Origin of the sequence: Undibacterium sp. TJN19 (assembly GCF_049339485.1) — a bacterium.
In the GTDB taxonomy this organism is placed as follows: domain Bacteria; phylum Pseudomonadota; class Gammaproteobacteria; order Burkholderiales; family Burkholderiaceae_D; genus Undibacterium.
Map to the genome: position 1 here is coordinate 230,527 of NZ_JBMPPL010000007.1, position 23,159 is coordinate 253,685.

The 23,159-nt window shown below is 50.6% G+C and carries 24 protein-coding genes and 1 riboswitch; of the genes, 8 read left to right on the top strand and 16 right to left on the bottom strand.

The features are described 5' to 3' along the window. The first annotated feature begins 139 nt into the window (after nt 1–139). The 3 genes from ACO0LH_RS19370 to ACO0LH_RS19380 all read left to right on the top strand — a co-directional run bounded on the left by ACO0LH_RS19370 (nt 140) and on the right by ACO0LH_RS19380 (nt 3,513). Nucleotides 140–451: a hypothetical protein gene (locus ACO0LH_RS19370; RefSeq protein WP_422942777.1), complete on the top strand. Its 312-nt coding sequence runs from the start codon at nt 140–142 to the stop codon at nt 449–451. A 151-nt stretch (nt 452–602) separates the two neighbouring features. Beyond that, on the top strand, nt 603–2,066 hold the full coding sequence (locus tag ACO0LH_RS19375; protein ID WP_422942778.1) for a TolC family protein: 1,464 nt from the start codon (nt 603–605) through the stop codon (nt 2,064–2,066). Nucleotides 2,067–2,091: 25 nt separating this feature from the next. Continuing rightward, the gene (locus ACO0LH_RS19380; protein WP_422942779.1) at nt 2,092–3,513 is read left to right on the top strand and encodes a multicopper oxidase domain-containing protein; all 1,422 of its coding nucleotides are present in this window, start codon (nt 2,092–2,094) and stop codon (nt 3,511–3,513) included. Nucleotides 3,514–3,650: 137 nt separating this feature from the next. Here ACO0LH_RS19380 and ACO0LH_RS19385 read toward each other — a convergent pair whose 3' ends face one another. Further along, nucleotides 3,651–6,173: a putative Ig domain-containing protein gene (locus ACO0LH_RS19385; protein ID WP_422942780.1), complete on the bottom strand. Its 2,523-nt coding sequence runs from the start codon at nt 6,171–6,173 to the stop codon at nt 3,651–3,653. Nucleotides 6,174–6,204: 31 nt separating this feature from the next. Continuing rightward, a riboswitch (cyclic di-GMP riboswitch) is annotated at nt 6,205–6,291 on the bottom strand. Nucleotides 6,292–6,628: 337 nt separating this feature from the next. Between ACO0LH_RS19385 and ACO0LH_RS19390 the strand changes: the two genes are divergently transcribed. Together ACO0LH_RS19390 and ACO0LH_RS19395 are read left to right on the top strand one after the other, a co-directional pair. Continuing rightward, nucleotides 6,629–7,291 (top strand): hypothetical protein, encoded by a 663-nt coding sequence (locus ACO0LH_RS19390; protein ID WP_422942781.1) that lies wholly within the window; start codon nt 6,629–6,631, stop codon nt 7,289–7,291. Between the two features lie 211 nt (nt 7,292–7,502). Further along, the gene (locus tag ACO0LH_RS19395; protein ID WP_422942782.1) at nt 7,503–7,937 is read left to right on the top strand and encodes a hypothetical protein; all 435 of its coding nucleotides are present in this window, start codon (nt 7,503–7,505) and stop codon (nt 7,935–7,937) included. A 173-nt stretch (nt 7,938–8,110) separates the two neighbouring features. On the opposite strand, the gene gluQRS is transcribed toward ACO0LH_RS19395, so the two are convergent. Continuing rightward, complete coding sequence (gluQRS, locus tag ACO0LH_RS19400; protein ID WP_422942783.1) at nt 8,111–9,022, bottom strand: tRNA glutamyl-Q(34) synthetase GluQRS; 912 nt, start codon at nt 9,020–9,022, stop codon at nt 8,111–8,113. 14 nt (nt 9,023–9,036) lie between these two features. After that, the gene (locus ACO0LH_RS19405) at nt 9,037–9,954 is read right to left on the bottom strand and encodes a LysR family transcriptional regulator (RefSeq protein ID WP_422942784.1); all 918 of its coding nucleotides are present in this window, start codon (nt 9,952–9,954) and stop codon (nt 9,037–9,039) included. A gap of 118 nt (nt 9,955–10,072) precedes the next feature. On the opposite strand from ACO0LH_RS19405, the gene ACO0LH_RS19410 reads away from it, so the two are divergent. Continuing rightward, nucleotides 10,073–10,774 carry a pirin family protein gene (locus ACO0LH_RS19410; protein ID WP_422942785.1) on the top strand — a complete coding sequence of 234 codons (702 nt, stop codon included), beginning with the start codon at nt 10,073–10,075 and terminating at the stop codon, nt 10,772–10,774. 86 nt (nt 10,775–10,860) lie between these two features. Then, on the top strand, nt 10,861–11,430 hold the full coding sequence (locus tag ACO0LH_RS19415) for a flavodoxin family protein (protein ID WP_422942786.1): 570 nt from the start codon (nt 10,861–10,863) through the stop codon (nt 11,428–11,430). Between the two features lie 87 nt (nt 11,431–11,517). Here the strand turns inward: ACO0LH_RS19415 and ACO0LH_RS19420 are convergent, their stop codons facing one another. Continuing rightward, on the bottom strand, nt 11,518–12,075 hold the full coding sequence (locus ACO0LH_RS19420) for an ester cyclase (RefSeq protein ID WP_422942787.1): 558 nt from the start codon (nt 12,073–12,075) through the stop codon (nt 11,518–11,520). 102 nt (nt 12,076–12,177) lie between these two features. On the opposite strand from ACO0LH_RS19420, the gene ACO0LH_RS19425 reads away from it, so the two are divergent. Further along, nucleotides 12,178–12,714 (top strand): PadR family transcriptional regulator, encoded by a 537-nt coding sequence (locus tag ACO0LH_RS19425; RefSeq protein WP_422942788.1) that lies wholly within the window; start codon nt 12,178–12,180, stop codon nt 12,712–12,714. A gap of 182 nt (nt 12,715–12,896) precedes the next feature. On the opposite strand, the gene ACO0LH_RS19430 is transcribed toward ACO0LH_RS19425, so the two are convergent. From ACO0LH_RS19430 to ACO0LH_RS19485, 12 genes are all read right to left on the bottom strand, one after another. Beyond that, on the bottom strand, nt 12,897–13,892 hold the full coding sequence (locus ACO0LH_RS19430; protein ID WP_422942789.1) for an alpha/beta hydrolase fold domain-containing protein: 996 nt from the start codon (nt 13,890–13,892) through the stop codon (nt 12,897–12,899). A gap of 221 nt (nt 13,893–14,113) precedes the next feature. Next, nucleotides 14,114–14,518, bottom strand: coding sequence for a VOC family protein (locus ACO0LH_RS19435; protein WP_422942790.1), 405 nt, complete (start codon nt 14,516–14,518; stop codon nt 14,114–14,116). Between the two features lie 79 nt (nt 14,519–14,597). Further along, entirely contained in the window at nt 14,598–15,002 is a 405-nt protein-coding gene (locus ACO0LH_RS19440) for a VOC family protein (RefSeq protein ID WP_422942791.1), read from the bottom strand. Between the two features lie 9 nt (nt 15,003–15,011). Then, nucleotides 15,012–15,386: a YciI family protein gene (locus tag ACO0LH_RS19445; protein ID WP_422942792.1), complete on the bottom strand. Its 375-nt coding sequence runs from the start codon at nt 15,384–15,386 to the stop codon at nt 15,012–15,014. A gap of 35 nt (nt 15,387–15,421) precedes the next feature. Next, nucleotides 15,422–15,844 (bottom strand): VOC family protein, encoded by a 423-nt coding sequence (locus tag ACO0LH_RS19450; RefSeq protein WP_422942793.1) that lies wholly within the window; start codon nt 15,842–15,844, stop codon nt 15,422–15,424. 268 nt (nt 15,845–16,112) lie between these two features. Then, nucleotides 16,113–17,051, bottom strand: coding sequence for an alpha/beta fold hydrolase (locus ACO0LH_RS19455; protein WP_422942794.1), 939 nt, complete (start codon nt 17,049–17,051; stop codon nt 16,113–16,115). A gap of 69 nt (nt 17,052–17,120) precedes the next feature. Next, nucleotides 17,121–18,386: an RNA polymerase sigma factor gene (locus ACO0LH_RS19460; RefSeq protein ID WP_422942795.1), complete on the bottom strand. Its 1,266-nt coding sequence runs from the start codon at nt 18,384–18,386 to the stop codon at nt 17,121–17,123. Nucleotides 18,387–18,518: 132 nt separating this feature from the next. Then, nucleotides 18,519–19,316: a DUF2145 domain-containing protein gene (locus ACO0LH_RS19465; protein ID WP_422942796.1), complete on the bottom strand. Its 798-nt coding sequence runs from the start codon at nt 19,314–19,316 to the stop codon at nt 18,519–18,521. Beyond that, nucleotides 19,316–19,747 carry a hypothetical protein gene (locus ACO0LH_RS19470; protein ID WP_422942797.1) on the bottom strand — a complete coding sequence of 144 codons (432 nt, stop codon included), beginning with the start codon at nt 19,745–19,747 and terminating at the stop codon, nt 19,316–19,318. The genes ACO0LH_RS19465 and ACO0LH_RS19470 overlap by 1 nt, the downstream gene beginning before the upstream one ends. A gap of 205 nt (nt 19,748–19,952) precedes the next feature. Beyond that, the gene (locus ACO0LH_RS19475; protein WP_422942798.1) at nt 19,953–21,398 is read right to left on the bottom strand and encodes a heavy metal sensor histidine kinase; all 1,446 of its coding nucleotides are present in this window, start codon (nt 21,396–21,398) and stop codon (nt 19,953–19,955) included. Beyond that, on the bottom strand, nt 21,395–22,078 hold the full coding sequence (locus ACO0LH_RS19480; RefSeq protein ID WP_422942799.1) for a heavy metal response regulator transcription factor: 684 nt from the start codon (nt 22,076–22,078) through the stop codon (nt 21,395–21,397). The genes ACO0LH_RS19475 and ACO0LH_RS19480 overlap by 4 nt, the downstream gene beginning before the upstream one ends. Nucleotides 22,079–22,162: 84 nt before the next feature. Next, entirely contained in the window at nt 22,163–22,930 is a 768-nt protein-coding gene (locus ACO0LH_RS19485) for an alpha/beta hydrolase (protein ID WP_422942800.1), read from the bottom strand. Nucleotides 22,931–23,159 lie beyond the last annotated feature (229 nt).

Consider the following 23,159-nt stretch of genomic DNA (forward strand, 5'->3'; position numbering starts at 1 on the left):
CAGGCGCATTGTTGACTAATCTGTTTTGTGATAAGTTCTGCGCATGAAAAGATTGTCCTGGCGTTTTTTGATTGCTTGCCTATTGCTGGTGCTGCTACCCCTTCAGGGGTTTGCTGCTGCTGGCAGGGTTACCTGCGCCATGGATTTGTTTGTCAAATCAGCGATGTCATCACAGGTATCGTCTGACACTGCTCAAGCGCGTGAAAGTATCAATAAAAATACGCATTGTGAACCGGCAAAGCGAACCGCGGATAAAACTGACAATACAGGTAAAGCACATGGTAGTTGCAAATCTTCTGCACCGTGTTGCCTTGGCATCGCTATGATGTCATCTTCACAGCGGATGTTTTTTTCTGCTGAACACGACGACGCGCTTGCCGTCCTCATTGCCCTGCATACTTCTTTTCCAGCCCGTGCACTGGAGCGTCCTCCCAAAAAGCAATTGGCTTGACTGGTAGCTGATTGCAGTTGCGGCTCAGGCCGTTTACTACCATGCATGCCTGTATCGTTATCTCTTCTTTGACCGGTCATCGTTGATAAAGTGCACAGTCGCACTGATCCGGCGTCGACTCGCAGATTGCTTGTTTCATCGTGAGGGTTTCATGTTTCAGTTTTACCCATTTCCACCCCGGCGCCTGTTGACTGTGCGCTTGTCCAGACAAAAGCTTTTGGCTTTGCTGCCTGTCATGTTTTTATTCACTGCTTGTGCCAGTTTTAATATTGATCAGGCGACCCAAACTGTGAACCAGGCCTATCCTGAATTTACCCAGGGCCAACTGGCTTTGGCTGCTGATGCAGACCAGCAGCGTAGCAGGCAAAACCAGGCACAAGAGATTTTGCAGCAACCACTTGCGCTTACACAGGCGGCGGCAGTGCAGCTTGCTTTGTTGAACAGCCCGGCGCTGCAAGCATTATTGGCCCAGCAACAGGCCGATGGTGCCGATACGGAGCAAAGTGCGCGTATCGCCAATCCCTTGCTAACTTTTGACCGCAATCACATGCCGGGCGAGCTTGAGCTAGGGCGCATGCTCAGTTTTGGTTTGCTGGATCTGCTTAGCCTGGCGCAGAGACAAAACCTCGCACAGCGCAAGCTTAGTCAGGGACAGACGCAATTAAGCCTGGATGTTATAGAAAGGGTAGGGCAGGTGCGTGCTGCCTGGGTCAAGGCCGTAGCAGCCCAGCAAAGCCTGGAGTATGCAAAACAGGTGACAGACGCTGCCGACGCCAGTGCCGAACTGGCAGAGCGCATGCGCAAGGCTGGCAATTTCAATGCCTTGCAGGCGGCAAGGCAACAGGCATTTCAGGCGGATGCGGTGGCACAATTAAGCATGGCACGACACGTTAATTTGTCCATGCGTGAAGAGTTGGTACGCTTGCTGGGCTTGAATGAGGCGCAGGAAAAAATTTTAAAGCTGCCAGAGCGATTGCCAGACCTGCCTGATACGCCGCGCACACCGGAAAGTATCAGTAGCTTTGCGACAAAAAACCGTCTCGATATCCGTCTCGCACAACAGGAACTCGATACCACGGCACAACGCCAGGGCCTGGATCTGGTCAGTAGTTTTACCGATATAGAACTGGGTGTCAGGCGGGATACGATTTTTGATGAAGCAGGTAAGGGTGTGGTCAAACGTGGTGTGGAAGTCAGCGTACGCCTGCCGGTTTTTGACTGGGGCGACCAACAGCGAACAGCGATGAACGCCAGCACTCTGGCGGCCAGTTACCGGTTGCAAGATACGGTCAATAATGCGGCTTCGCATTTGCGTGTCAGTTATTCTGCCTATCGCAGCAGCTATGACATCGCCAGGCAATATCGCGATGAAATCCTGCCCTTGCGCAAACGTATCTCGACAGAAAATCAATTGCGTTACAACGGCATGTTCATCAGCGTATTCGAATTGTTGGCCGATAGCCGTGAACAGATCAATAGCGTACTCGCCGCCATCAATGCCGAACAACAATTCTGGCTGGCTGATGCTGCGCTCCAGGCTGAACTGGTTGGTAAGCCATCTGCCAGCAGCCTGACGCCCCAAAAATCATCCGCAATATCAGACGCCGCGCATTGATCAATTGTGCGCAAAAGGGATAAACATGAATTCGAGAAGACAGTTTTTTAAAACAGCCGGGCTGGCTGGTGTGGCCGGCGGCGCTTTGGCAGCAACAGCTGTCAGTAAAGTTGCACTGGCTGCTTTGCCAGAAGCGGCGTCACAAACCAGTGCCGATACCATGCCGCCGCTGATGCCGCAAAATGGCCGGCCATACAGGCCCGTCGTCACGCTGAACGGCTGGACTTTGCCCTGGCGCATGAATAATGGCGTCAAGGAATTTCATCTGGTGGCAGAACCTGTGGTGCGCGAAATGGCACCTGGCATGAAAGCGCGCCTGTGGGGTTATAACGGCCAAAGCCCTGGCCCGACCATCGAAGTGGTAGAAGGTGATCGCGTGCGCCTGTTTGTCACCAACCGTTTGCCAGAACATACCAGCATGCACTGGCATGGTCAGCGTTTGGCCAATGGCATGGATGGTGTATCCGGCCTGACACAGGCATCCATACAGCCGGGCAAGACCTTTGTATATGAATTTGTCGCACGCCGTCCAGGTACTTTCATGTATCACCCGCATGCAGATGAAATGACGCAGATGGCGATGGGCATGATGGGCTCGTGGGTCACTCATCCCAAAAACAGGCATCCATTGATTGATGAAGTGGACAGGGACTTTATCTTTTTGCTGAATGCCTACGATATCGAACCCGGCGCATCCAAACCCAATATCATGACCATGACTGAATTCAATTTATGGTCATGGAACAGCCGCGTCTTTCCCGGTATCGATACGCTGAACGTACGCAAAAATGACAAGGTCAGGATACGTATCGGCAACCTGACGATGACCAATCACCCTATTCATATTCATGGACATGAATTCATGGTCACTGGCACTGACGGTGGTGCAATACCAAAGACCGCCCGCTGGCCCGAAGTGACGACCGATATTGCCGTTGGCCAGATGCGCCAGATAGAATTTATTGCCGATGAAGAAGGTGACTGGGCCTTTCATTGCCACAAGAGTCACCACACCATGAATGCAATGGGGCATAGCGTGCCGTCGATGATCGGTGTCGACCACCGTGAAGTGGCAGAAAAAATCAATAAACTGATTCCTGCCTATATGAGCATGGGTGACAAGGGCATGGCTGATATGGGAACAATGGACATGCCCTTGCCCGACAATACTTTACCCATGATGATGGGTGAAGGGCCTTTTGGTGGCCTGGAAATGGGCGGCATGTTCAGTGTCGTCAAAGTACGTAAAGACCAGAAACCGGGTGATTATAAAGACCCGGGCTGGTACCAGCATCCGAAAGGAACCGTCGCGTATGAATATACCGGACCTGTTGACGAACCTGTGCGTGCGTCGCAAGCAAAATCGGACAAGCTGCGCCAAGATGGGCACCAGCATGCAGAAATGGAAGTGCGAGTCAGGAAGCCACAGGGGCATTCAGGGCATTGATTGTGGCTTTAATTTTGGCTTTGATTTTGGCTTTAATTACGACATTGATTGCAACACTAGACCTGAATAAATTGCGTCAGCAATAAAATGGGGCAGCACTGTAAAAAAGTGCTGCCCCCATTTGTCTTCAATACAGCTTATTTTGCCGTGATCGTAACAGGGACCGATGCTTGTGCGCTTTTACCAGCAGAATCAGTCACACTGATTTTTAATGTATAAGTCCCGGTGACAGGGCTTGGCCAATTGATGGATATATTCAGTCCACTCATGGAGAAATTCATTCCCAAAGGCGCGCCAGATACAGAGACGGATACAGAGCTGACACCCGCATCAGTAATCCCGATAGCGCCGCTTAAAGCTTTGCCAGCAACACCCGTCATGGCTGTTGTCGTAATGACAGGCCCTGTGCTGCTGGTGCTGCCTGATGCCGTAATATTGACGCTGTAGACAGCCTGCCCGCTCAAGCCAGTCTTGCTGTCTTTTGCTATCGCAGTCACGGCATAATTGCCCGTTACAGGACTTGGCCAGTTGACGACACCGTTGCTACTGACCGTCATACCGGTTGGTGCACCGATGAGAGAATAAATCAGCGTGTTGCTGGCGACAGCATTGATGTTGAAACTCAGTGTGCTGCCAGCCTTGCCGCTGATCGTCGCTGGGCTCACTACTGGTGCGACGGGTGCTGCAACAGCTACGATATTGACGGTATAAATGCCCTTGGCACTCAGGCCGGTTTTGCTATCGGTCGCGGTGACGGTGACCGCATACGTACCGCTGACAGGTGCCGCCCAGTTGACGATGCCAGCACTGCTGATGATCATCCCTGGTGGCGCACCACTGAGACTGTAGCTTAATGCGTTGCTGGAACTGGCCGACACGGTAAACGATAAAGCTGTTCCGGCCACGCCACTGATGCTGGCAGAATTAACGACTGGTGGTGATGTGATATCCATGCCGCTGATGGTGCTCAGCAAGCTGTTGACATTGGGCGTGCCCAGGCCTGTCAGCGGGTCAAACCCGGTTTTGGCTGAGCAGTTGGTGCAACTGCCGTCCGTCCCTTTTGTCACATCTGCAAAGACGTTTGCGTAGGTGCCGGGAACGGTCGCTATTTTCCCATACAACACAGAATGCGGCGCTGCCAGTACGGGTTTTGAATTTTGTGCGAGCACGGCATTGGCAACTGCGAAAATACCTGCCCATTGTGGTGCAGCGAGGCTGGTGCCGCCGGCGCTGACCCAGTTGACTGTGCTGCTACCAGATTTGATGACGGCGACATATTGACCAGAATTTGGGTCGGCATTAAAGGCCACATCGGCAACCACACGGTGACCAGGTGTACCCAGGCCTGGTACGGCATTGCTTTGGTAAGCAGGCGTCGCTGTATAGCTGCTGACGCCGCCACCGGTACTCGCCCAGGCCACTTCGCTGCGTGCGCCTGTGCCGGAGTAGCTGAGTGTCGTCCCACCTACGCCAATGACATTCGGTGAAACTGATGGCCAGTCCACACCCGCCCCGGAGTCGCCCGTCGACGCCACATACGTCATTTTTGCCGTGGTGAATGCAGATTCAACCGTGGATGTCCAGCTGCCTTCATGTGAGCCAAAGCTCATTGATACCACGCCTGGCCCCATGGCATTGGCCAGTTTGATGGCAGCGACGAGATTGTTCATGGAAGCGTCAGGTGCTTCAATCAGTATGATTCTTGCAAGAGGGGCCGTTGCATGTGACCACTGCACATCCAACGTGATTTCTGTTGCCCAGCCGGAGTCATAAGCAGGTGCTGACGATGTCATTGTGCCACTTGTGCTGCTGTAAACCACGGCAATTTCACATCCTGTCATGGCAGCTGCTGCCAGCGGCAGACTGGCCGTGCTTGCAATGGTTTTTGTGGCGCAGCCAGGCAGGCCAAATTTTTGATTGAACGCGGTCAGTTCTGCAAGCAGGTTAGGGTCATGCATTGCATCAATGATATAGATGGTCTGACCGGCGCCGAGTTGCGCAGCCTGTGCTGCAGTGAGCGAGGCCGTATTGGTTGCATTCGATGGCAGCGTGGGCAAGCCATAGGCGGTGCGGATCTGTGCTGGTGTATAAGTTGATACAGAACCGGAGCTGGCCAATGGTTGTGCATTCTGACCGGTTTGTGTTGCCGTATCAACGGGCGCTGGCGCCAGATTTTGACGAGGCACAGCCTGAATGGCAGCGACAGTCAAGCCACGTGAACGCATGCCCTGCAATTCGCGCGGAATCGTTTGCCTGTTTGCTTGCATGCGCGCAGAACGCTTATTGTCTATAGCGTCAATATCGGCTGGTGCATCCAGCAAGACCGGCGCCAGATGAAAAGTAGGCAATACAGTTGTTGCACCTGCATCAGGTGGCAATACGGGAACCGTTACCTCAAACGTGGTGGTTCCTGTGGCGATGAGGGCAGGCACGGCCGCAGGCGTTTGCAGGCTGGCAGATTTTTCCGTGCTGCCACCGCAGGCACTTAATAAAACGCTGGCCGCTGTGCACAATATGGCAAGCAGCACGCTTGAACTGGTAAAAGCCAGCCAGTGTGAAGGAGTCGTTGAAATAGTAAGTGTGCGGTTCTTGTTCATCACGCTGGCGCTCCAGTAAGCAAAGAGGGGCTGACCGCGCAATGAAAACAGATCCGGTGACAAGATAGTCAGAAATTAATCCGAAATGTTCTGCATTGGTAACCCCGCCGCCATGACGTTGACACGTTTTAGGCCGGTAGCTTTGCGTCCCCGTTTTTCAACGAGTTTGCCCTCAAATGTGGTACAGAAAAATATTACGTCTTCAGCATAGAAATAAAATCTTTGGAAGGGAAGGACGCAATTGTGAAGGAATGTTGAAAGCATGCCGCTTTAGCATGTCTGTTGCATGAATCTGGGGCAGTTGAAATAATCTGTAAATGATTTGACCAATCTTTACCGGCCTGGCCTGGTTTGCCTTGCGCAGTTTTTGGTAGGTTTGTCCACAATGTTAAAATATTGACTATTAAAAAAATAGCCTCTGTCATTCGATTTTCGTTTGATCGTGTTTGATGATAAAAGAAAATTCATTTATATCATTTATCAAAATACATGCAATTTTAAAACCGTAAAAATAATCCATGAAAAAAAGTACACCATTTTTAAAAGCAGGTTTGTCTCTTTCCATCTTGTTGGTCTGCGCTGTCTCGCATGCTGCAAATATCAATCTTGATGATTGCAGCCTGCTAACTGCCAAACCTTTACGCGCTGATTTTCAGACATGGTTGAACAAGAACCGCAAACTGGCAAACGAAGGGAATTTTGAAGCTGCAAAAATGGTGGCGGCAGAAGCGAATAATCGTCTGGCTTGCCTGGAAGAGAAGATTGCCGAGAAATCACAATGGACGATGACCATGAGCGGTGCAGATGGTGCCAGTGAGACGACTTCAAATCCCGGTATAACTGATATTAAAAAATACCCCGAGGCATTTTCTGCTTTGAAAGATGCGGTCAGATACATGCATCAGGCGGGGACGAATGATCCGGCTTATCGCGGTATGTCTGCGCAACTGGTATTGCGTTATCTGGCAGTATTGCCGGAGTCACTAGAAACCGCTTATGAAGATGTCAGTGGCGCCAATCAGCTTGAATGCGTCATGAAACGCACATTTGGCAAGCGTGATCAAAAATTTGCCTGTGCTTCACACCGTACGACCCTGGCACAATTATCTGTCAAATTGCCGGCAGAACGTCGCGCAGAACTGGATGCCAAAGGGCAGCAGTGGGCGGCCAACTTCAAGTAAATCTAAGCACCCGTTACCCTTTCCCTGGCTACTTCCTGAGTTCGCTAACACACTGACTGTCAGCAGATGGCATGATTAAACTATGCTTCATTGGCGTCAACAGAATTTGATGTGAGGCGTTGTAGTCTCAACGGTCATGAAATTTGATCGCCGATGTGAAATTGCGAAATTGTTTAGTTGTTTGCTTCTCGTTCAAGAAACGGAAATAGCCATGAAAAACATTACCTTCAAAAAAGTTTTGTTCAGCGTAACTTCTTGTGCCGCATTGTTGATATCTGCGCAGTCGCAGGCACAGAATGTATCAGTTCAGTTCGGACAACCCGGATTTTATGGGCATGTTGATGTAGGTAATTTCCCCCAGCCTGAACTGGTGTATCGCCAACCCAGGATCGTGCAGCGCGTGGATGTTGTACAACCCCCACTGTATCTGGTTGTGCCAGCAGGGCATAGAAACCGCTGGGACAAAAATTGCTACCGCTATGATGCCTGCAACCGCCAGGTCTATTTTGTTCAGGAAAGCTGGTACAACAATCGGGTAGTTCCACGCTATCGTGATGGCTACTACCGCGAAATTGATCGCGATCATGATGGTCGCCGTGATTACAGGGAACGTGGCCACGAACATGACTATGGACATGGTCATTGATGCCGATGAAATCTTTGTTTCATGAAAGCCGATTTTTGTAGAAAATTTTTTGATACTGGCAGGCTTGGTTTGCTTGTCAGTATCAGCTGAAATTTGCCTGAAGTTTTTTTGAAATGTTATCCACACGCTTTAAGTCCATGTGTGAATAAATATCTGCATGCGTTCAGCTGATTTCAAATTGGCATAACATGTAGTTTATTTCTCCAGGCAATGATGGCTTTGTCCCAGAACGCCGCAATGCTGCTGGCATTTCCTTCAAGTTTCAATTCCAGAAAATCTGCCGCCGGTATCAAGGCTTCGCGCAACAAATCATTGTCACCGCGATCAAATGCCAATGCCCCGGTTTGTTTGGAAAGTTTTTCACCATATTCATTGAGTACCACCGGTACATGCAGATACGCAGGTGTAGCCAAGCCCAATAGTTTTTGCAAAAAAATCTGGCGTGCTGTTGAGTCGATGAGATCGGCACCCCGGACGATATGAGTGATACCCTGTGCTGCATCGTCAACGACGACGGCCAGTTGATAGGCCCAGAAGCCGTCAGCGCGTTTCAACACAAAATCCCCCACCTCGGCCGTTATATCCTGGGTTTGCAGACCACAGTATCTGTCGTTGAATTGTATGATTTCATGCGGTATTTCTGGCAGGCGCAAACGCCAGGCCCGCGGCGCTTTGCCTGCGGCAATGCCGTTGCGGCAGGTGCCGGGATAAACCTGGCTCGCAGCTTCACCCATGCGCAGGCGCGAGTCGGCAATTTCTTTACGTGAACAGGCGCAGGAATACACGTGCGTATCCAATTGCTGCATGGCGGCTTCATATAAATGCTGGCGCTGGCTTTGCCAGCTTACTTCACCATCATTTTTCATGCCACAGCGTTGCAGTGATTTCAAAATTTCTTGTGCAGCACCTTTGACGTTGCGGTCAAAATCCAGGTCTTCAATCCGCAGTAACCAAAGACCGTCATGTGCTTTGGCATCAAGATAACTGGCCATGGCCGCCACCAGAGAACCCATGTGCAAGGGGCCGGTGGGCGAAGGGGCGAAACGCCCTGTGTAAATAGACGACGAAACAGATTTGGTATCCATAAAACGAAATAGCGTCAGTTGCCGATCAGCATGCGCTGTACGACTGGGTCATTGAGTTTTTGTAAAAACCAGTGCAAGGCCTTGCCTTTGTTGCTGTTGCGCCAGACGATGCGGTTATTGCCACCTGGGCGGCTGCCTTCAGTCTGCTTCTCTATCAAGGTGCCCGCACGCAAATAGGGCAGGGCAATCCGTCTTGGCAGATGGCCGCAACCCAGGCCCGCTAACTGCGCTGCCAGTTTGGCTTGCATGGTTGGCACGGTCAGGGTGTCTTGCCCTCTCAGCAAGCCGGCAGTCATTGAAGGCAGGGTCAGGCCGGTATCGCCAACAGCAATGGCGCGGTGCGCTTGTAAAACTGATAATGTTACAGGTTCGGGCGCGTTTGCGAGAGGGTGAGTTGGTGATACTGCAAAAACCCAGTCAACGTTACCGAGCAGGCGGGTCTGGAATTCACCCTGCATGCGTATCGCGTCTGGTCCGTCATAGGCAGCACCGATGGCGAGGTCGGCCCGTCCAGAGACCATGCTTTCCCATACACCTGACAACACTTCTTCCGAGATCCGTATGCGGGTATCGCAGCCCTGTTGTTCAAATTCCTTGATCAACGGGATCAAGTCATCAAAATGAATAAGTCCATCCATGACAATACGCAATTCAGCCTCCCAGCCACTGGCCGCGCGTTTGACGCGGTTTTCCAGCTCCTGGGCGGCATTGAGCAAATGCCTGCCTTGCAATAAAAGCTCTTCCCCGGCAGTAGTCAGTTTGGCACGGTGACCGCGACGGTCATACAACAGGACATCCAAGTCTTCTTCCAGTTTGCGTATGCTGTAAGTAATGGCTGAGGGCACTTTATCCAGTGCCGCTGCTGCTGCCGCAAAGCTGCCTTTGCGGTCTATGGCATCCAGAATTTGCAGGGCTTCAAGGGTCAGGTTCACAGTTGTTCAATTAATTTGAATGAGATGTCGGAAATTTTACCCTTATCTGTTTGATTTTGCTTGTATATAGTGTGCTTACTGCCTGTACATCAACATCAGGAAATTTGAAGGAATAAAAATGATCACACTCAGACCATCTGAAGACCGCGGCCATGCCGAACATGGCTGGCTGAAATCGCATCACAGTTTTTCGTTTGCAGAATACTATGACCCGCAACATATGGGTTTTGGCCCTTTGCGCGTTATCAATGATGACTGGATTGCACCTGCCATGGGTTTTGGTACGCATCCGCATCAAAACATGGAAATCATCACTTATGTGCTTGAAGGTGCGATTGCGCACAAAGACAGCATGGGTAATGGCAGCACAATACGTCCGGGTAATGTTCAGTATATGAGCGCTGGTACCGGTGTTCGCCATTCGGAATTTAATCCGGCCAATAGCGAACATACGCGGCTGCTGCAAATCTGGATACAGCCAAACACGCTCGGTGGCGAACCGCTGTACGGCGAGAAGGAATTCAGCCGTGAAGAAAAACTGGGGCGCCTGCGTCTGGTGATATCTGGTGATGGTGCGGATGAGTCCATCAAGATACGCCAGGATGCACGTCTGTATATAGGTTTGTTCGATGGCGATCAGAAGACTGAGCTGGCACTGGCTGCCGACCGTCTTACCTATGTGCATGTGGCTCGTGGTGAAGTGAAATTAAATGGCCAGCTTTTGAAAGAAGGCGACGCCGTCAGAATACAGGCCGAAGAAAAACTCGTCCTGGAACAAGGCAAGCAGGCAGAAGTACTGGTTTTTGACTTACCGCATTAAAAACATGGCTGTCAGGGCAGGCGTCATTTGTTTTGCCCTGACAGCATTATTGTCAACCAAGCGTTTAAAAATTCAGGAGTAACAACATGACTAAAGTCGCAATTGTGTATCACACAGGTTATGGCCATACGGCCAAGGCTGCCGAAGCTGTCCACGCAGGTGCCAGCGCAGCAGGCGCCGAAGCCGAGCTGATATTGATTGATGCGGAAGGTAATCTGACCGATGCGCAATGGGCCAGCCTGGCCGCAGCAGATGCCATCGTCTTCGGTTCACCGACCTATATGGGCACGGTGTCCTGGCAGTTCAAGAAATTTGCAGATGCTTCTTCCAAGCCCTGGTACACCCAGGTCTGGAAAGACAAGATTGCAGCAGGCTTTACGAACTCAGCCACCATGAATGGTGACAAGCTGTCGACATTGCATTATCTGTTTACCCTGTCGCAACAGCACTCAATGATCTGGGTAGGCACAGGCCTGATGCCAGCCAACAGTAAGGCAGCGCAACGCAACGACATCAACTACGTCGGTAGTTTCAGCGGCTTGATGACACAATCCCCATCCGATTCCACACCAGAAGAAGGCCCGCTTCCAGGTGATCTGGAAACAGCAAAATTGTTTGGTAAGCGTATCGCTGAAGTGAGCAAAAAATTTAAATAAGCCCGCTTTCTAATGAAATGAAAAGCCCGTCAAATAACGGATTTGGCGGGCTTTTTGCCTATTCTGCTATTGGTGAAGGTGCACGGCTTAGTTGCTCTTCAGTTGCTCAAGCAAGGTGCTGAGATCCTCGACATGGTGATTCGAGATGAATTTATTGTCCTTGACTGTAAAAATATCGACACCGACAAAAGACACCTTGTTTCCAGTCGGAGGATATGAAAAGAAAGAACCGGTATGTGTACCGGTGAATGTGAAGTAGACCAATACCTTATCTTCCCCCACCGGTTCAATCATTGCAAAACTGCGTTTTCCGTCGGGAAAACCTTCGGACAGATTTTTCAGCAAACTCAATACGCTTTGCTTGCCGCTGATATCGGGCCCGTTTTTACGGGGTGGATAACTTTGGTAGTGTTCGTCAAAGAAGACAGATACAGCCTCTTCTTGGTAAGGATGCATTTCGGCGGCCTGGTAATATGACCGGACCATATTTTCACGGTGATGTGCTGTCGGTGCGGTATGTATTTCTGCATGCATGGAGGTTTCCTCTAAGGTAGTTGCCCATAGCGTTGAAGGGGAAAAGAGTACAGATGAGGCTGTTGCCAGGGTGGCGGCTGAGACTATTTTTGAAAACACAGCATGCTTCATTTGCTTCCTTTCATAATATTAATATGCAATTTGTTGCATATGAATATTATCATCATACATTAAGCTATGCAATTTGTTGTATAGGTATGCTATTCTTCATGAATGGCTCTCGCACACGCAATTCTTTCATCCATTCTCAAACACCCCAGTAGCGGTTATGAACTGGCGAAAGAATTTGATCGCGTTGTCAGTCATTTCTGGAGTGCGACGCATCAGCAGATCTATCGCGAACTCGCAGGGATGGAGAGGGATGGCCTGGTGACGGCAGCGGTGGTAGAGCAAAAGGATCGTCCAAACAGTAAATCTTATTCCATCACAGACCACGGACGGCAGGTATTGGCGGCCTGGATAGCTGAGCCAGTGGGTGTATCCGCCATGCGCGAAGATCTACTGATTAAATTGCGCGCAGAATCCCTGGTTGATCGCTCAGTGCTGATGACGGAAATAGAAAGACACCGGCAGATTCATCTGGACAAGCAGGAGTTCTACACGTCAATTATTGCCCGTGATTTTCCAGATGTGACCATCCTGTCGTCAACTGAGCTGGCGGATTACCTGGTCATCCGTTGCGGCGTCCGTTACGAGTTGGCTTACATAGAATGGTGTGATGAAGCACTTACAGCATTGGGTCATACATAAGCACAGGGCACTGGCATCATTTCAAATGCTCTGCAAGCAGTTCATTCAGATCATTCTATTTTTTTGAATGAACCCCTCCAGGGATAGCGGATCTGTGTCTGTAACGAAATACCTTTATTCTTGCCTGTGCTTTATTACAATCAATCCCTGGCTCATGTCGTGCGATAAGCCGATCCCGGGTGTCATAATTTTTCTTTTAAAAATTCCAGCAGTCTTGGGGCCAGATAGCCTGGCTCAGTACCTGGAACTTTGATCGGTTCTGACGCCCAATAGTGTCCGGCATTTTTTAAAACGACGGTGCGGACTGAGTTGCCAGCCTGTTTCAATGCGTGCGTGAAAGCGATTGACTGTCCTGCCGGATCGACAAATTTGTCTTTTGCACCCCAGCTAAGCAAGAAAGCTGTCTGATTATTGCTGCTTGTGACATAGGACAGCGGTGAAGCCTCGAAATAGATTTTTCTATTATCGATGAGGCTGTCGCCAAGAAAACCCTGGGCAATATTGTTGTCCGGGTAAAAGCGATTTGAATGTTCCCATTTTGCGGTCAGGTCATATGAACCATAGATGCCTATGCATACCTTGACCCTGGTGCTGACAGCGGCATTTTTTTTATCCATGCCGGTGCCGGCAAATGGCGGTAAATCGCCAGCGAGTGCGACTAGCGTAGCAAGTTGTGCCCCGGCAGAATCACCCATCAACCCCATACGTTCAGGATCAAGCTGGTAAGTCGCCGCCTGCTGTCGCAAGAATTGTACCGCTGCGCGTACATCATGCACCGCTGCCGGATAAAGATTTGTCTTGTCCTTCACCAGACGATAATTGACGGAAAATACGGCATAACCATGTTCTGCCAGATAGGGCCCCCAGTGCTTATACAGACTGGCATCAGCAAAGCGCCAGTCGCCACCATGAACGGCAATCAACACGGGGTATTTGTCATTGCCTTTGGGTTTGTATAAGTCGCCAGTCAACACTTCGCTACCTGAGTGTTGATAGATGATACCCCGCTGCACTTCATATTTTGTATCTGGCATGGCAGCGTGGGCAGAACTTCCTATAAACAAACTCAGGTTCAAAAACAGCAGGGCGTTTTTTGTGACGTAGTTTGCCAAACGATGCAACAAAGACCGGGCGTCATTGAAGCCATATAGATGACCTGGCTGAATAAGAGTTTTCATTCTGATTCCATGCAATCGTAGAGTTTTATAAGAGTTTTATGCTGAGGCATGATGGTGTACGGAGTATGCCGTGTCATTTCGGGCAGATGGCCGATTGTGTGACCAAGCCTGATTTTGCCGTGACGAATTGCATGGTGCGAAAGTGGCTCCCATAAAAAAACCGCCTGTTAAACAGACGGTTTAACAGGCGGTTTGGCAACTTCAGTTCAGCTTATGCAGACTTATTTTGATTCACCTTCAGCTACCATGTACACCAATTCCCAGCCATGGCCATCAATATCATGGAAGCCATGCCCATACATGAAACCGTGATCTATCGGCTCTTTAGGTATCGTGGCACCCGCTGCCTTTGCCTTGGCGACCAGGCTGTCGACATGCTCACGGCTGTCACAAGACAGGCAGTTCAAAACCTCAGTACGTTCACGCGCATCGCTGATGGGTTTGTTGGTAAAGCCGGCAAAAAATTCTTCCACCAGCAACATCACAAACAGGTGGTCACCCAGTATCATGCAGGCAGCTTTGTCGTTCGTAAATTTAGGTTCAAAGCTATACCCCAGACTGCTCCAGAATTCCTTGGAACGAGGCAGGTCTTTAACAGGCAGATTGACAAAAATTTGCTTATGCATTTTGTCTTCCTTTAATTTGTTGTAGCGTTATTGAGCAGTACGGTTGTATTGATATCGGATGGCTCAGTGAATGATGCTTTTACTTGCATTCACCTTCAGTTGCCCATGCGCAGCAATTCCAGCCATGGCCATCAATATCGTAAAAGCCCTGCGCATACATGAAGCCATGATCTTCAGCTTCATCAGGCACTGCACCACCAGCAGCCTTGACCTTTGCGATGAGGGTGTCGACATGCTCGCGGTTATCACAGGAGACCGCATGCAAGACTTCAACGCGTTCATGGGCATCACAGACGGGTTTGTGGCTAAGACTGGCAAAGAATTCTTCCACCAATAGCATGACCAGGATATTTTCACTGAATATGATGCAGACAGAGTTCTCACCGCTGAATTTTGGTTCGAAACTATATCCCAGACTGCTCCAGAATTCTCTTGAGCGTGACAGGTCTTTAACGGGCAGATTCACAAAGATTTGTTTATGCATTTTTTTCCCTTAGTGTGCTGTTGTTACTGTTGCCGCTGCTGAATTGGTCGATGGCAGATTCAATTCGCGCACGGGGCGCACTTCTATGCTGCCGTACTGTGCAGGTGGAATCTTTGATGCCAGCTGTATGGCTTCGTTAAGATCCCTGGCATCGATCAGGTAAAAACCGGCCAGCATTTCCTTGGTTTCAGCGAAAGGGCCGTCTGTTACTGACAATTGTCCGTTCCTTACCCTGACCGTGGTTGCGGTATGTACCGGATGCAAAGGTTCTGCTGCCAGCATGTGACCGCTGTCGAGCAGGCCTTGTGCATATCCTGCACATTTCTCATCCGGGCAGGCATTCCAGTGTTCGTTATCGAGATAAACGAGGCAAAGATATTTCATTGGGTCTCCAGTGCGGCAAGTATCGGATGTTGCTATCAGATTGGCAAAGGTTCGCCATTGATGATCCAGGGTGTACCATACTTGTCTACCAGCATGCCCCAGCACTTGGCCCAGAACGCACCTTGCATAGGCATGGTTATTTGTCCGCCTTCAGCCAGCGCATTGAAAATTCTGTTTGCTTCTTCAGTGGTTTCATAATTGAGTGCAAACGATACACCCTTGATACCTTCATACGGCATCTGTTGCGGGCAATCACCTGCAAACAGCATGCCGCCGTCTGGCAATTCGAGGCGTGCATGCAATATGCGATGGGCTGATTCTGGCGGTATCATGGCCGCCATTGGCGATTCTGCGCCATTCATCATGACGGTAATTTTGCCGCCCAATGTTTGTTCATAATAGTACATGGCTTCTTTGCAGTTGCCATCGAAAGAGAGGTAGGCGATAGGTTGTGGCATGGTAATTTCCTTTTATTCACTGGTTGGATTATCGTGGGAAAACGTCTCCACATCTGATAGTCGAATGGCCGGGCGGTAAATCGACACTGCTTCAAAAAAATAGTTAATTTTTTTTTTGATATCCGAAAAATTGCCAATAAGCATTAATTACTCAATGGCCTCACACGTTCATTGAGCAGTTTTAATTGTGCCTCAATAAATGGCAAATTGGGATCATGTCCAGCGCGTGGCACCACGATATATTCTTTTTGCGGTGCAGTAATGCTGTCTACATACTGACGGTAATCGCAGGCATGGTCAGTAAATCTTCTGCGCCCTGGACAAAAAAGACCGGGATGCCGAAGCTGCGTGCTGTCGCAGGAAGATCCACGGTGCTAAACATGCCGTCACCCTTGTAGCCGACAAATTTCAGGAAAGAGTAATCTTCGCCAGCTTCATAGTCAGCCTGGGCCATCTGCGTGGCGTAGGCTGGTTCTGGCGTCCACCATGCTGCGGGCGCTGGATCTGTGCGCAGTGCTTCATATTTGCGTATTGCCTTGCGCAAAATACCGAAGTTGCGCGGATTGTTCCACGGTGGCGGGCCTAGTGCGCTTATTTTGCTAACTGTCTCCTGATCGCCAGCAGCTTGTGCCAGGCTTAACACCTGCTTGTAACTGCTTGCCTGGTTCGCCCTGTAGCTGACGACTTGTGAAGTCCCCACATAGGCATAAAATAACTCAGGTCTGGACAAGCTCATTTGTACGCCTAGTATTGAGCCCCATGAACTGCCCGTCAAAATAATTTTTTTCTTGCCAAGATGTTGCGTCAGATAAGCCGCCAGGGCGACACCATCATCAGCCATTTGCGCAATAGTCAAAGGCGTTTCTTCACCTGGCTTGTTCTTGCCAAAAGTTTTGCCTGCACCGCGCTGATCCCATTGCACCAGCGTGTAGTCTTTTTCCCAGGCGCCATATATCGCGCTGGCATAGGGGCTCATGGTATTACCAGGCCCGCCGTGCACAATCAGGATGACCGGATTGCTGCAATGCTTGCCCTTAATGGTTACCCATTGGGATATGCCGCCTATGTCGACAAAACTTTCTTCGTTGATGGCTTGCGTTGCAGACTTGCAGGCAAGACCGGATGAAATTGGTGTCGCTTCGGCCAGACATAGGGCGGGTAGCAGGCTCATTAACAAAGCGGGAAAAACTTGGTGCAGTTTTGGCATATATCTCCTGGAGGTGGGGCGAACTTCTTTTATTTTTTTAGTAAGGGTGACGAGCGTCAGATAGATTCTTTAATTTATCAATGCCTGCAAGCGGCGTTCAATAAAACGTTTTTCCGGCTCCTGTTTGCAGAGTTTCAGCGCCTCTTCGTAGGACAATCTGGCCTGCGCCAGGTTACCGTCGCGGCGACACAGGTCAGCCCGGGCGGCGTGAGCCAGATGGTAATTTTGCATTTCCTGTTTTTCAAGCAAAGCTTCCACCAGATGCAAACCATTTTTTAGCCCACCAGCACACATGGCAATGGCGATGGCACGGTTCAATTCTATGACAGGGCTGGCTTCCACCCGCAGCAGCGCATCATACAAGCCAACTATTTGAGGCCAGTCAGTCTCGGCATAAGTAACTGCTTCTGCATGGACGGCAGATATTGCTGCCTGTAGCGTATAGGCTCCAAAGCGGCCCGAGCGTAATGCTTGTACTGTTAGCGTACCGCCTTCGACTATCAATACCTGGTCCCACAATTGCCGGTCTTGCTGATCCAGTGCAATCAATTCTCCCTGCTTGTCAGTACGGGCGGGACGGCGTGATTCATGCAAGAGCATCAGGGCCAGCAAGCCGCTGACTTCTGGTTCGAGCAATAATTCTTGCAACAGTCGCGTCAGTCGTATCGCTTCTGCCGCCAGATCCAGGCGTAAAACAGAGTGGCCGGCAGAACTGGAATAGCCTTCATTAAATACCAGGTAAATGACCCGTAATACATTGTGCAGTCGTGCTGGCAACTCTCCTTTTTCTGGCACCTGATAAGGGATCTTGGCATCACGTATTTTTGCCTTGGCACGCACTATGCGTTGCGCCAGCGTGGGGGCAGGGGTCAGGAAGGCGTGGGCGATTTCTTCTGTCGTCAAGCCGCAAACTTCGCGCAGCGTCAGCGCAACCTGGACGTCTGCTGCCAGTGCCGGATGACAGCAGGTAAAAATCAGCCGCAGCCGGTCATCTTCCAGCATGCCCTGATCTTCCCTATTGGCGGTTTCATCCACCAGGGCTTCCACTGCTTCAGTATGATCATCAAGGGGGGCAAAGCGGGCCTGCCGGCGTAAGCCGTCTATGGCCTTGTAGCGGCCTGCTGACACCAGCCAGGCATAAGGGTTTTGGGGTATGCCCTGTTCTTGCCACTGTTCAAGCGCAGCACGAAAGGCTTCATGGAGTGCTTCTTCAGCCAGGTCAAAATCACCCAGCACATGCACCAGCGTTGCAAAAACCCGACGCGCATCGGACTGATAGATGCGGTCTATGATTTGATGAAGGGTTTGCTGAGCTTGTTCCATCGGTTCCGGCATGAAATTGTTTGCCGAAAGTCTAACACTATGAATAGCCAGCCATTAAATCAATTTGCAAGAGCACGTATAAACTGCGTGAGCTGTCTACATTGCCTATGTCATATATGTCGTATATGAACAGCTTTAACGAACTTAAAGTCCGAATACAATCTTCTCGGTCTTACTGTCACGTGTCTGCATGAAACGTACGATGGATTCTACCGTGACGGTATCAATCTGCCCGGCCATGCGGCGGTCAAACGGGTGGTCGTCAAAACTGACATTGGCGCGAAACATGCGTGCGCCCAGTCGCGTCAACGTAGGGATGTTGAGCGTGTCTGGCTTGTAAGAGGCCGATTTCAGCCAGGCCTGCGCTTGTTCACGGGTTTCAATCCGGATGTCTTTGGATTGCGCTGCTGCAATCACTTCCAGCGCCCATTGATTCGAGTTCTGATAGTTGGTGGAAAAGGCATAAGACAGCATGTTATAACGTGCAGCATGCAGGTTTTTGGCCCGGCCATCTGCCATGACCTGTTTGAGTTTTTCCTGCAATTCCGGGGCCGGGATGAGGATCAGCGTCTCAAAGGCAAACATATCATCCAGGAAGAAATTGCCCAGGCCTTCGTAAAATAAATCTGAACTGGCGGTTCCGCATTGATTCAGTTCGTGCATGACTATCCAGGTGCCATCTGGAGTGCGCTGTATCAGGCCCAGGTGCGAATAGCGCAACTTGTATTTCGACAGGTCTTGCCCGACACGCGCGATGATGGCGACTTCAGCCTTGGTGTCATCCAGCCTGAGCTTGGTTTTTTGTGCAAATTCCAGCGCCTGCATGACCTTTTTCGGGTCATAGCTATTGTCTTCACATGGGCGCCCGGCGAAACCCGGTGCGCTATGCAATGCAGCAAGCAGCAAAAAAACACGGCCAAGCCAGGGCAGGACTTTGTGCATCATTGCACCTTGTTATGCTGCATGAGGGCGCTACCTACTTCATTCGGAATAAATGCCAGTGCCTTGCCTGCGCTGACCAGCAAATAACCGGTCGAAGTGGCGCTGACTTCAATGACCGCACCACTGACCAGGGCAGCTTTTTCTATCCCTTTTCCCGACAGTTTAATGGTGGCACTGACTGCCTGGGTCGAGCCTTTCACTACTACGGTAACGCCATCGGCAGCGGTTTTTACCGTATCGACGATCACCTGACCTGAGGCCGCCACCATGGACATGCTGCCCAGTAAAACGATACCAGCACCGCCCGACAGCATTTCAGAACCATTGGACGGGCCGCAAGAAAGGCAGTCACCGGCCTGGGCACCAAGCGGCAGGGCGATGGAAGTGAACAGAACGCTGATGAGGGCAAGTTTTTGTATGCGGGTTGACACGGTATCTCCTTAAGATCGAATGAATGCTTACACCTTACGTTAAGGCCATAAAACTGCAATCAATTTATCATTAGTCGCAATTGCTTACGGAAAAGGTAGCGTAAAACAATGCTTTATCACGTAGTAGGCAGTGTATCAGATTGCTGGTCAAATTGTTTGATATGCAATATTTGTTATCAACCTAACCCGTCGACAGATGCAGATGTCATGCGGGGTCATGCGTCAGCTTGTCTGCCTCGCGACGATAGGGGAAAAACAGACTGAAGCGCGTAAGACCTTCATGGCTGGTCACTTCCCAGCGGCCCTGATGCAGCAGCATGATGCTGCGCACGATGGATAATCCCAGCCCACTGCCACCAGATGAGGCTCGGCGTGATGAATCGACGCGATAAAAACGATCAAACAGGCGCGCCAGATGCTGAGTCTCTAAACAGTTACCCTGATTTTCAACTGTGATATGCGTGCACCTGCTGCCTTGCTCATCGCTTGCTTGTGATGACAGGGTAATCGCCGTGCCTTTGTCTGCATGGCGTACGGCATTCGACAAGAGATTGGCCAGTGCACGGCGCAGCAAATCGGGATCTGCCCAGATCATGCCACTGCCATGCCAGGTGATGGTAATCCCGTTCTCGTCGGCCAGCCCGTCGAAATAATCGGCAAGCCTGGCCAGCTCGACAGCTGCATCCAGTTCTTTACGTTCAATGGCGTGATCAGCATGTTCTGCACGGGCAATGAAGAGCATATTGTCAATCATGCGCGAAAGGCGTTGCAGTTCTTCAAAATTCGACCCCAGCAATTTTTCATAATAATCGACAGTGCGTTTCTGCCCCAGTGCTACTTCTGTCTGGCCCAGCAAATTGCTGATGGGTGTGCGCAAATCATGCGCCATATCGGCTGAGACCTGGCTCAGTTGAGCAAAACTGGTTTCCAGGCGATCCAGCATGGCATTGAAGCCGGCGATCAACGGGCGCAATTCTTGCGGGCTGCCCTGACTGGCGATGCGTATCGCCAGCTTGTCTATGCCGATGGTCGCTGTCTGCTTTGCAAGCAAGGATAAAGAGTGCAGGCTGCGCCTTGCTATCCAGTAGGCGATAGCCGCAGTCATCAATGCGGCCAGCAATGCCACGCCCAATACCTGATTGCGATACACCATCAACATGCGGGTACGTTCGGTCAGCAGGCGACCGGTGGTGATTTGCAAATCACGCCCATTGTGCTGCGCGTCGCTGGTGTGGGCTGATGCCGAAGTCACGATGAAAGGTGTGCCATCCATGATGGAATGCCTGACTGAGGCGAGCGTAAGCACCGCGTCAGGTGCGACAGCTGGCATATCAGGAATCGCAATAAGCCCGGGGTTGACTTCGATCAAAGGCGCTTCGCCAGGATATCTGATGACCAGCAAAGCCTCCCGGTTGCCTAGCATATTGGTAAACAGCTGTGGTTTCTGGCTGATCAGATTGATGATGTCCACATCACGCATCAATGTGCGTATCTGATCTACACGTGTCACCAGGGCAGCGTCATCGCGTTTCACCAGTTGTGCCACCAGCGCCACATATAGCGCATAGCCAACCGCTGCCAGTACGGTAAATGACAGCGTGGCATACCACCAGGCCAGACGTGAAACCAGCGAATAAGAATGGATTTTCACGTTTCGATTTCGCAACGATAACCAACACCGTGAACGGTCTGGATAAGATGAACGGGAAAAGGTTCATCTATTTTTTTTCGCAATCTGCGCACGGCCACATCCACCACATTGGTGTCACTATCGAAATTCATATCCCAGACGCGGGAGGCGATCAGGGAACGGGAAAGTACCTGTCCCTGGTTTTGCATGAAGAATTGCAGCAGCGAGAATTCCTTGTTGGTTAGGGCGATGCGCTGATCGGCGCGAACGACCTTGTGTTTTGCAATATCAATTTGCAGATCGGCAATTTCAAGAATCTCATCTTGCAGTTTTTGCCCGCCACGACGCAAGATGATTTTCACGCGCGCCAGCAATTCTGCGAACGAAAAGGGCTTTTGCAGATAATCATCGGCACCCAGCCCCAAACCCTTCAGACGGTCTTCCAGCGTGCCACGCGCTGTCAAAAATAATACCGGTGTATCCGATACCTGGTTGCCTTGCCGCAACTGCCTGATCACTTCCCAGCCATCCATTCCCGGCATCATCACATCCAGCAAGATCAGGTCATACTGTAATTCCCGGGCGCTGTGCAGGCCATCATTGCCATTGCGTGCCACATCGACGATATAGCCTGATTCAGTCAAACCATTGCGCAGGTAGTCGCCAGTCTTGGGTTCGTCTTCAATGACCAGTATTCGCATACGCGTTTCCTTTGATATGGCGGCACTATCTGATGCAGGTATTCTACTAAAGTCTGCATCAGGCAGGTTTGCTGTGATTGCTGCTTAATTACCAGCGGACCTCGCTGCTTCTTCTATCATGGCAGCCACTTCGCGCGCACGCGAGATATAAATCGTATGCGCACCATCTATCTCTTGCGTATGACTATGTGCACGTTGCGCATACATGCGTTGCAGCTCCGGGTTGATTGCGCGATCCTGTTTTGCCACCATATACCAGCTTGGTTTGACGCGCCATGCCGGGTTGGTGATCAGCGTCGTATTGACACGTACTGCAGCAGGTATTTGCGAATGTGCCATGAAATCTGCCTGCTCCGCTGGCAAGTCAGCCGCGAAATCTTCGTGAAAATGTGCCGGATCGACAAATACAAAACCATCGGGCGTTGCCACAGTGCGGATCTTGCCAGGAATTTTGTTTTTGTTCGATGCTGTCGATTCTCCTTCATCCGGTGCATGCGCCGCAATATAGACCAGGCCGGCGACGCGGGAATCCGTGCCCGCCTGGGTGATGACAGCACCGCCATAGCTGTGCCCTACCATAATGCTAGGGCCATCCTGGCGCGCCAGCACGCGTACTGTGGCAGCCACGTCTTCATCCAGAGAGGTGATCGGTTCCTGCACCATGTTGACGTTGTAGCCGTCTTTGCTCAGTATGTCGTACACCGGTTTCCAGCCAGAAGCATCGGCGAACTGGCCATGTACCAGTACGATATTCTTGACAGGGGCGGCGCTGGCAGGCATCACTGCCAAAGTCAGCAGTAAGGCAGATGCAATGGCAGAGATATGGCGAATACGGGTCATTGAGATAGACATGGTGGCTCCTTGGTTTCAGTTCACAGGGTTGTTACTTCGGCTTACGATTCACGAAGTATGTCTTGCGCCAGCCAACAGCCTCATTACAGAGTTATTACAAAAAAATGACAAATTCTTCCTGGTGCGATCATCAATTTAAAAGCAATTCTGTCGCCAGAATGAAAAAGCGCACTTCAACACGATGTTGAAATGCGCCAGGTATTTATTGAGACAGAAATTAGATCTGGTT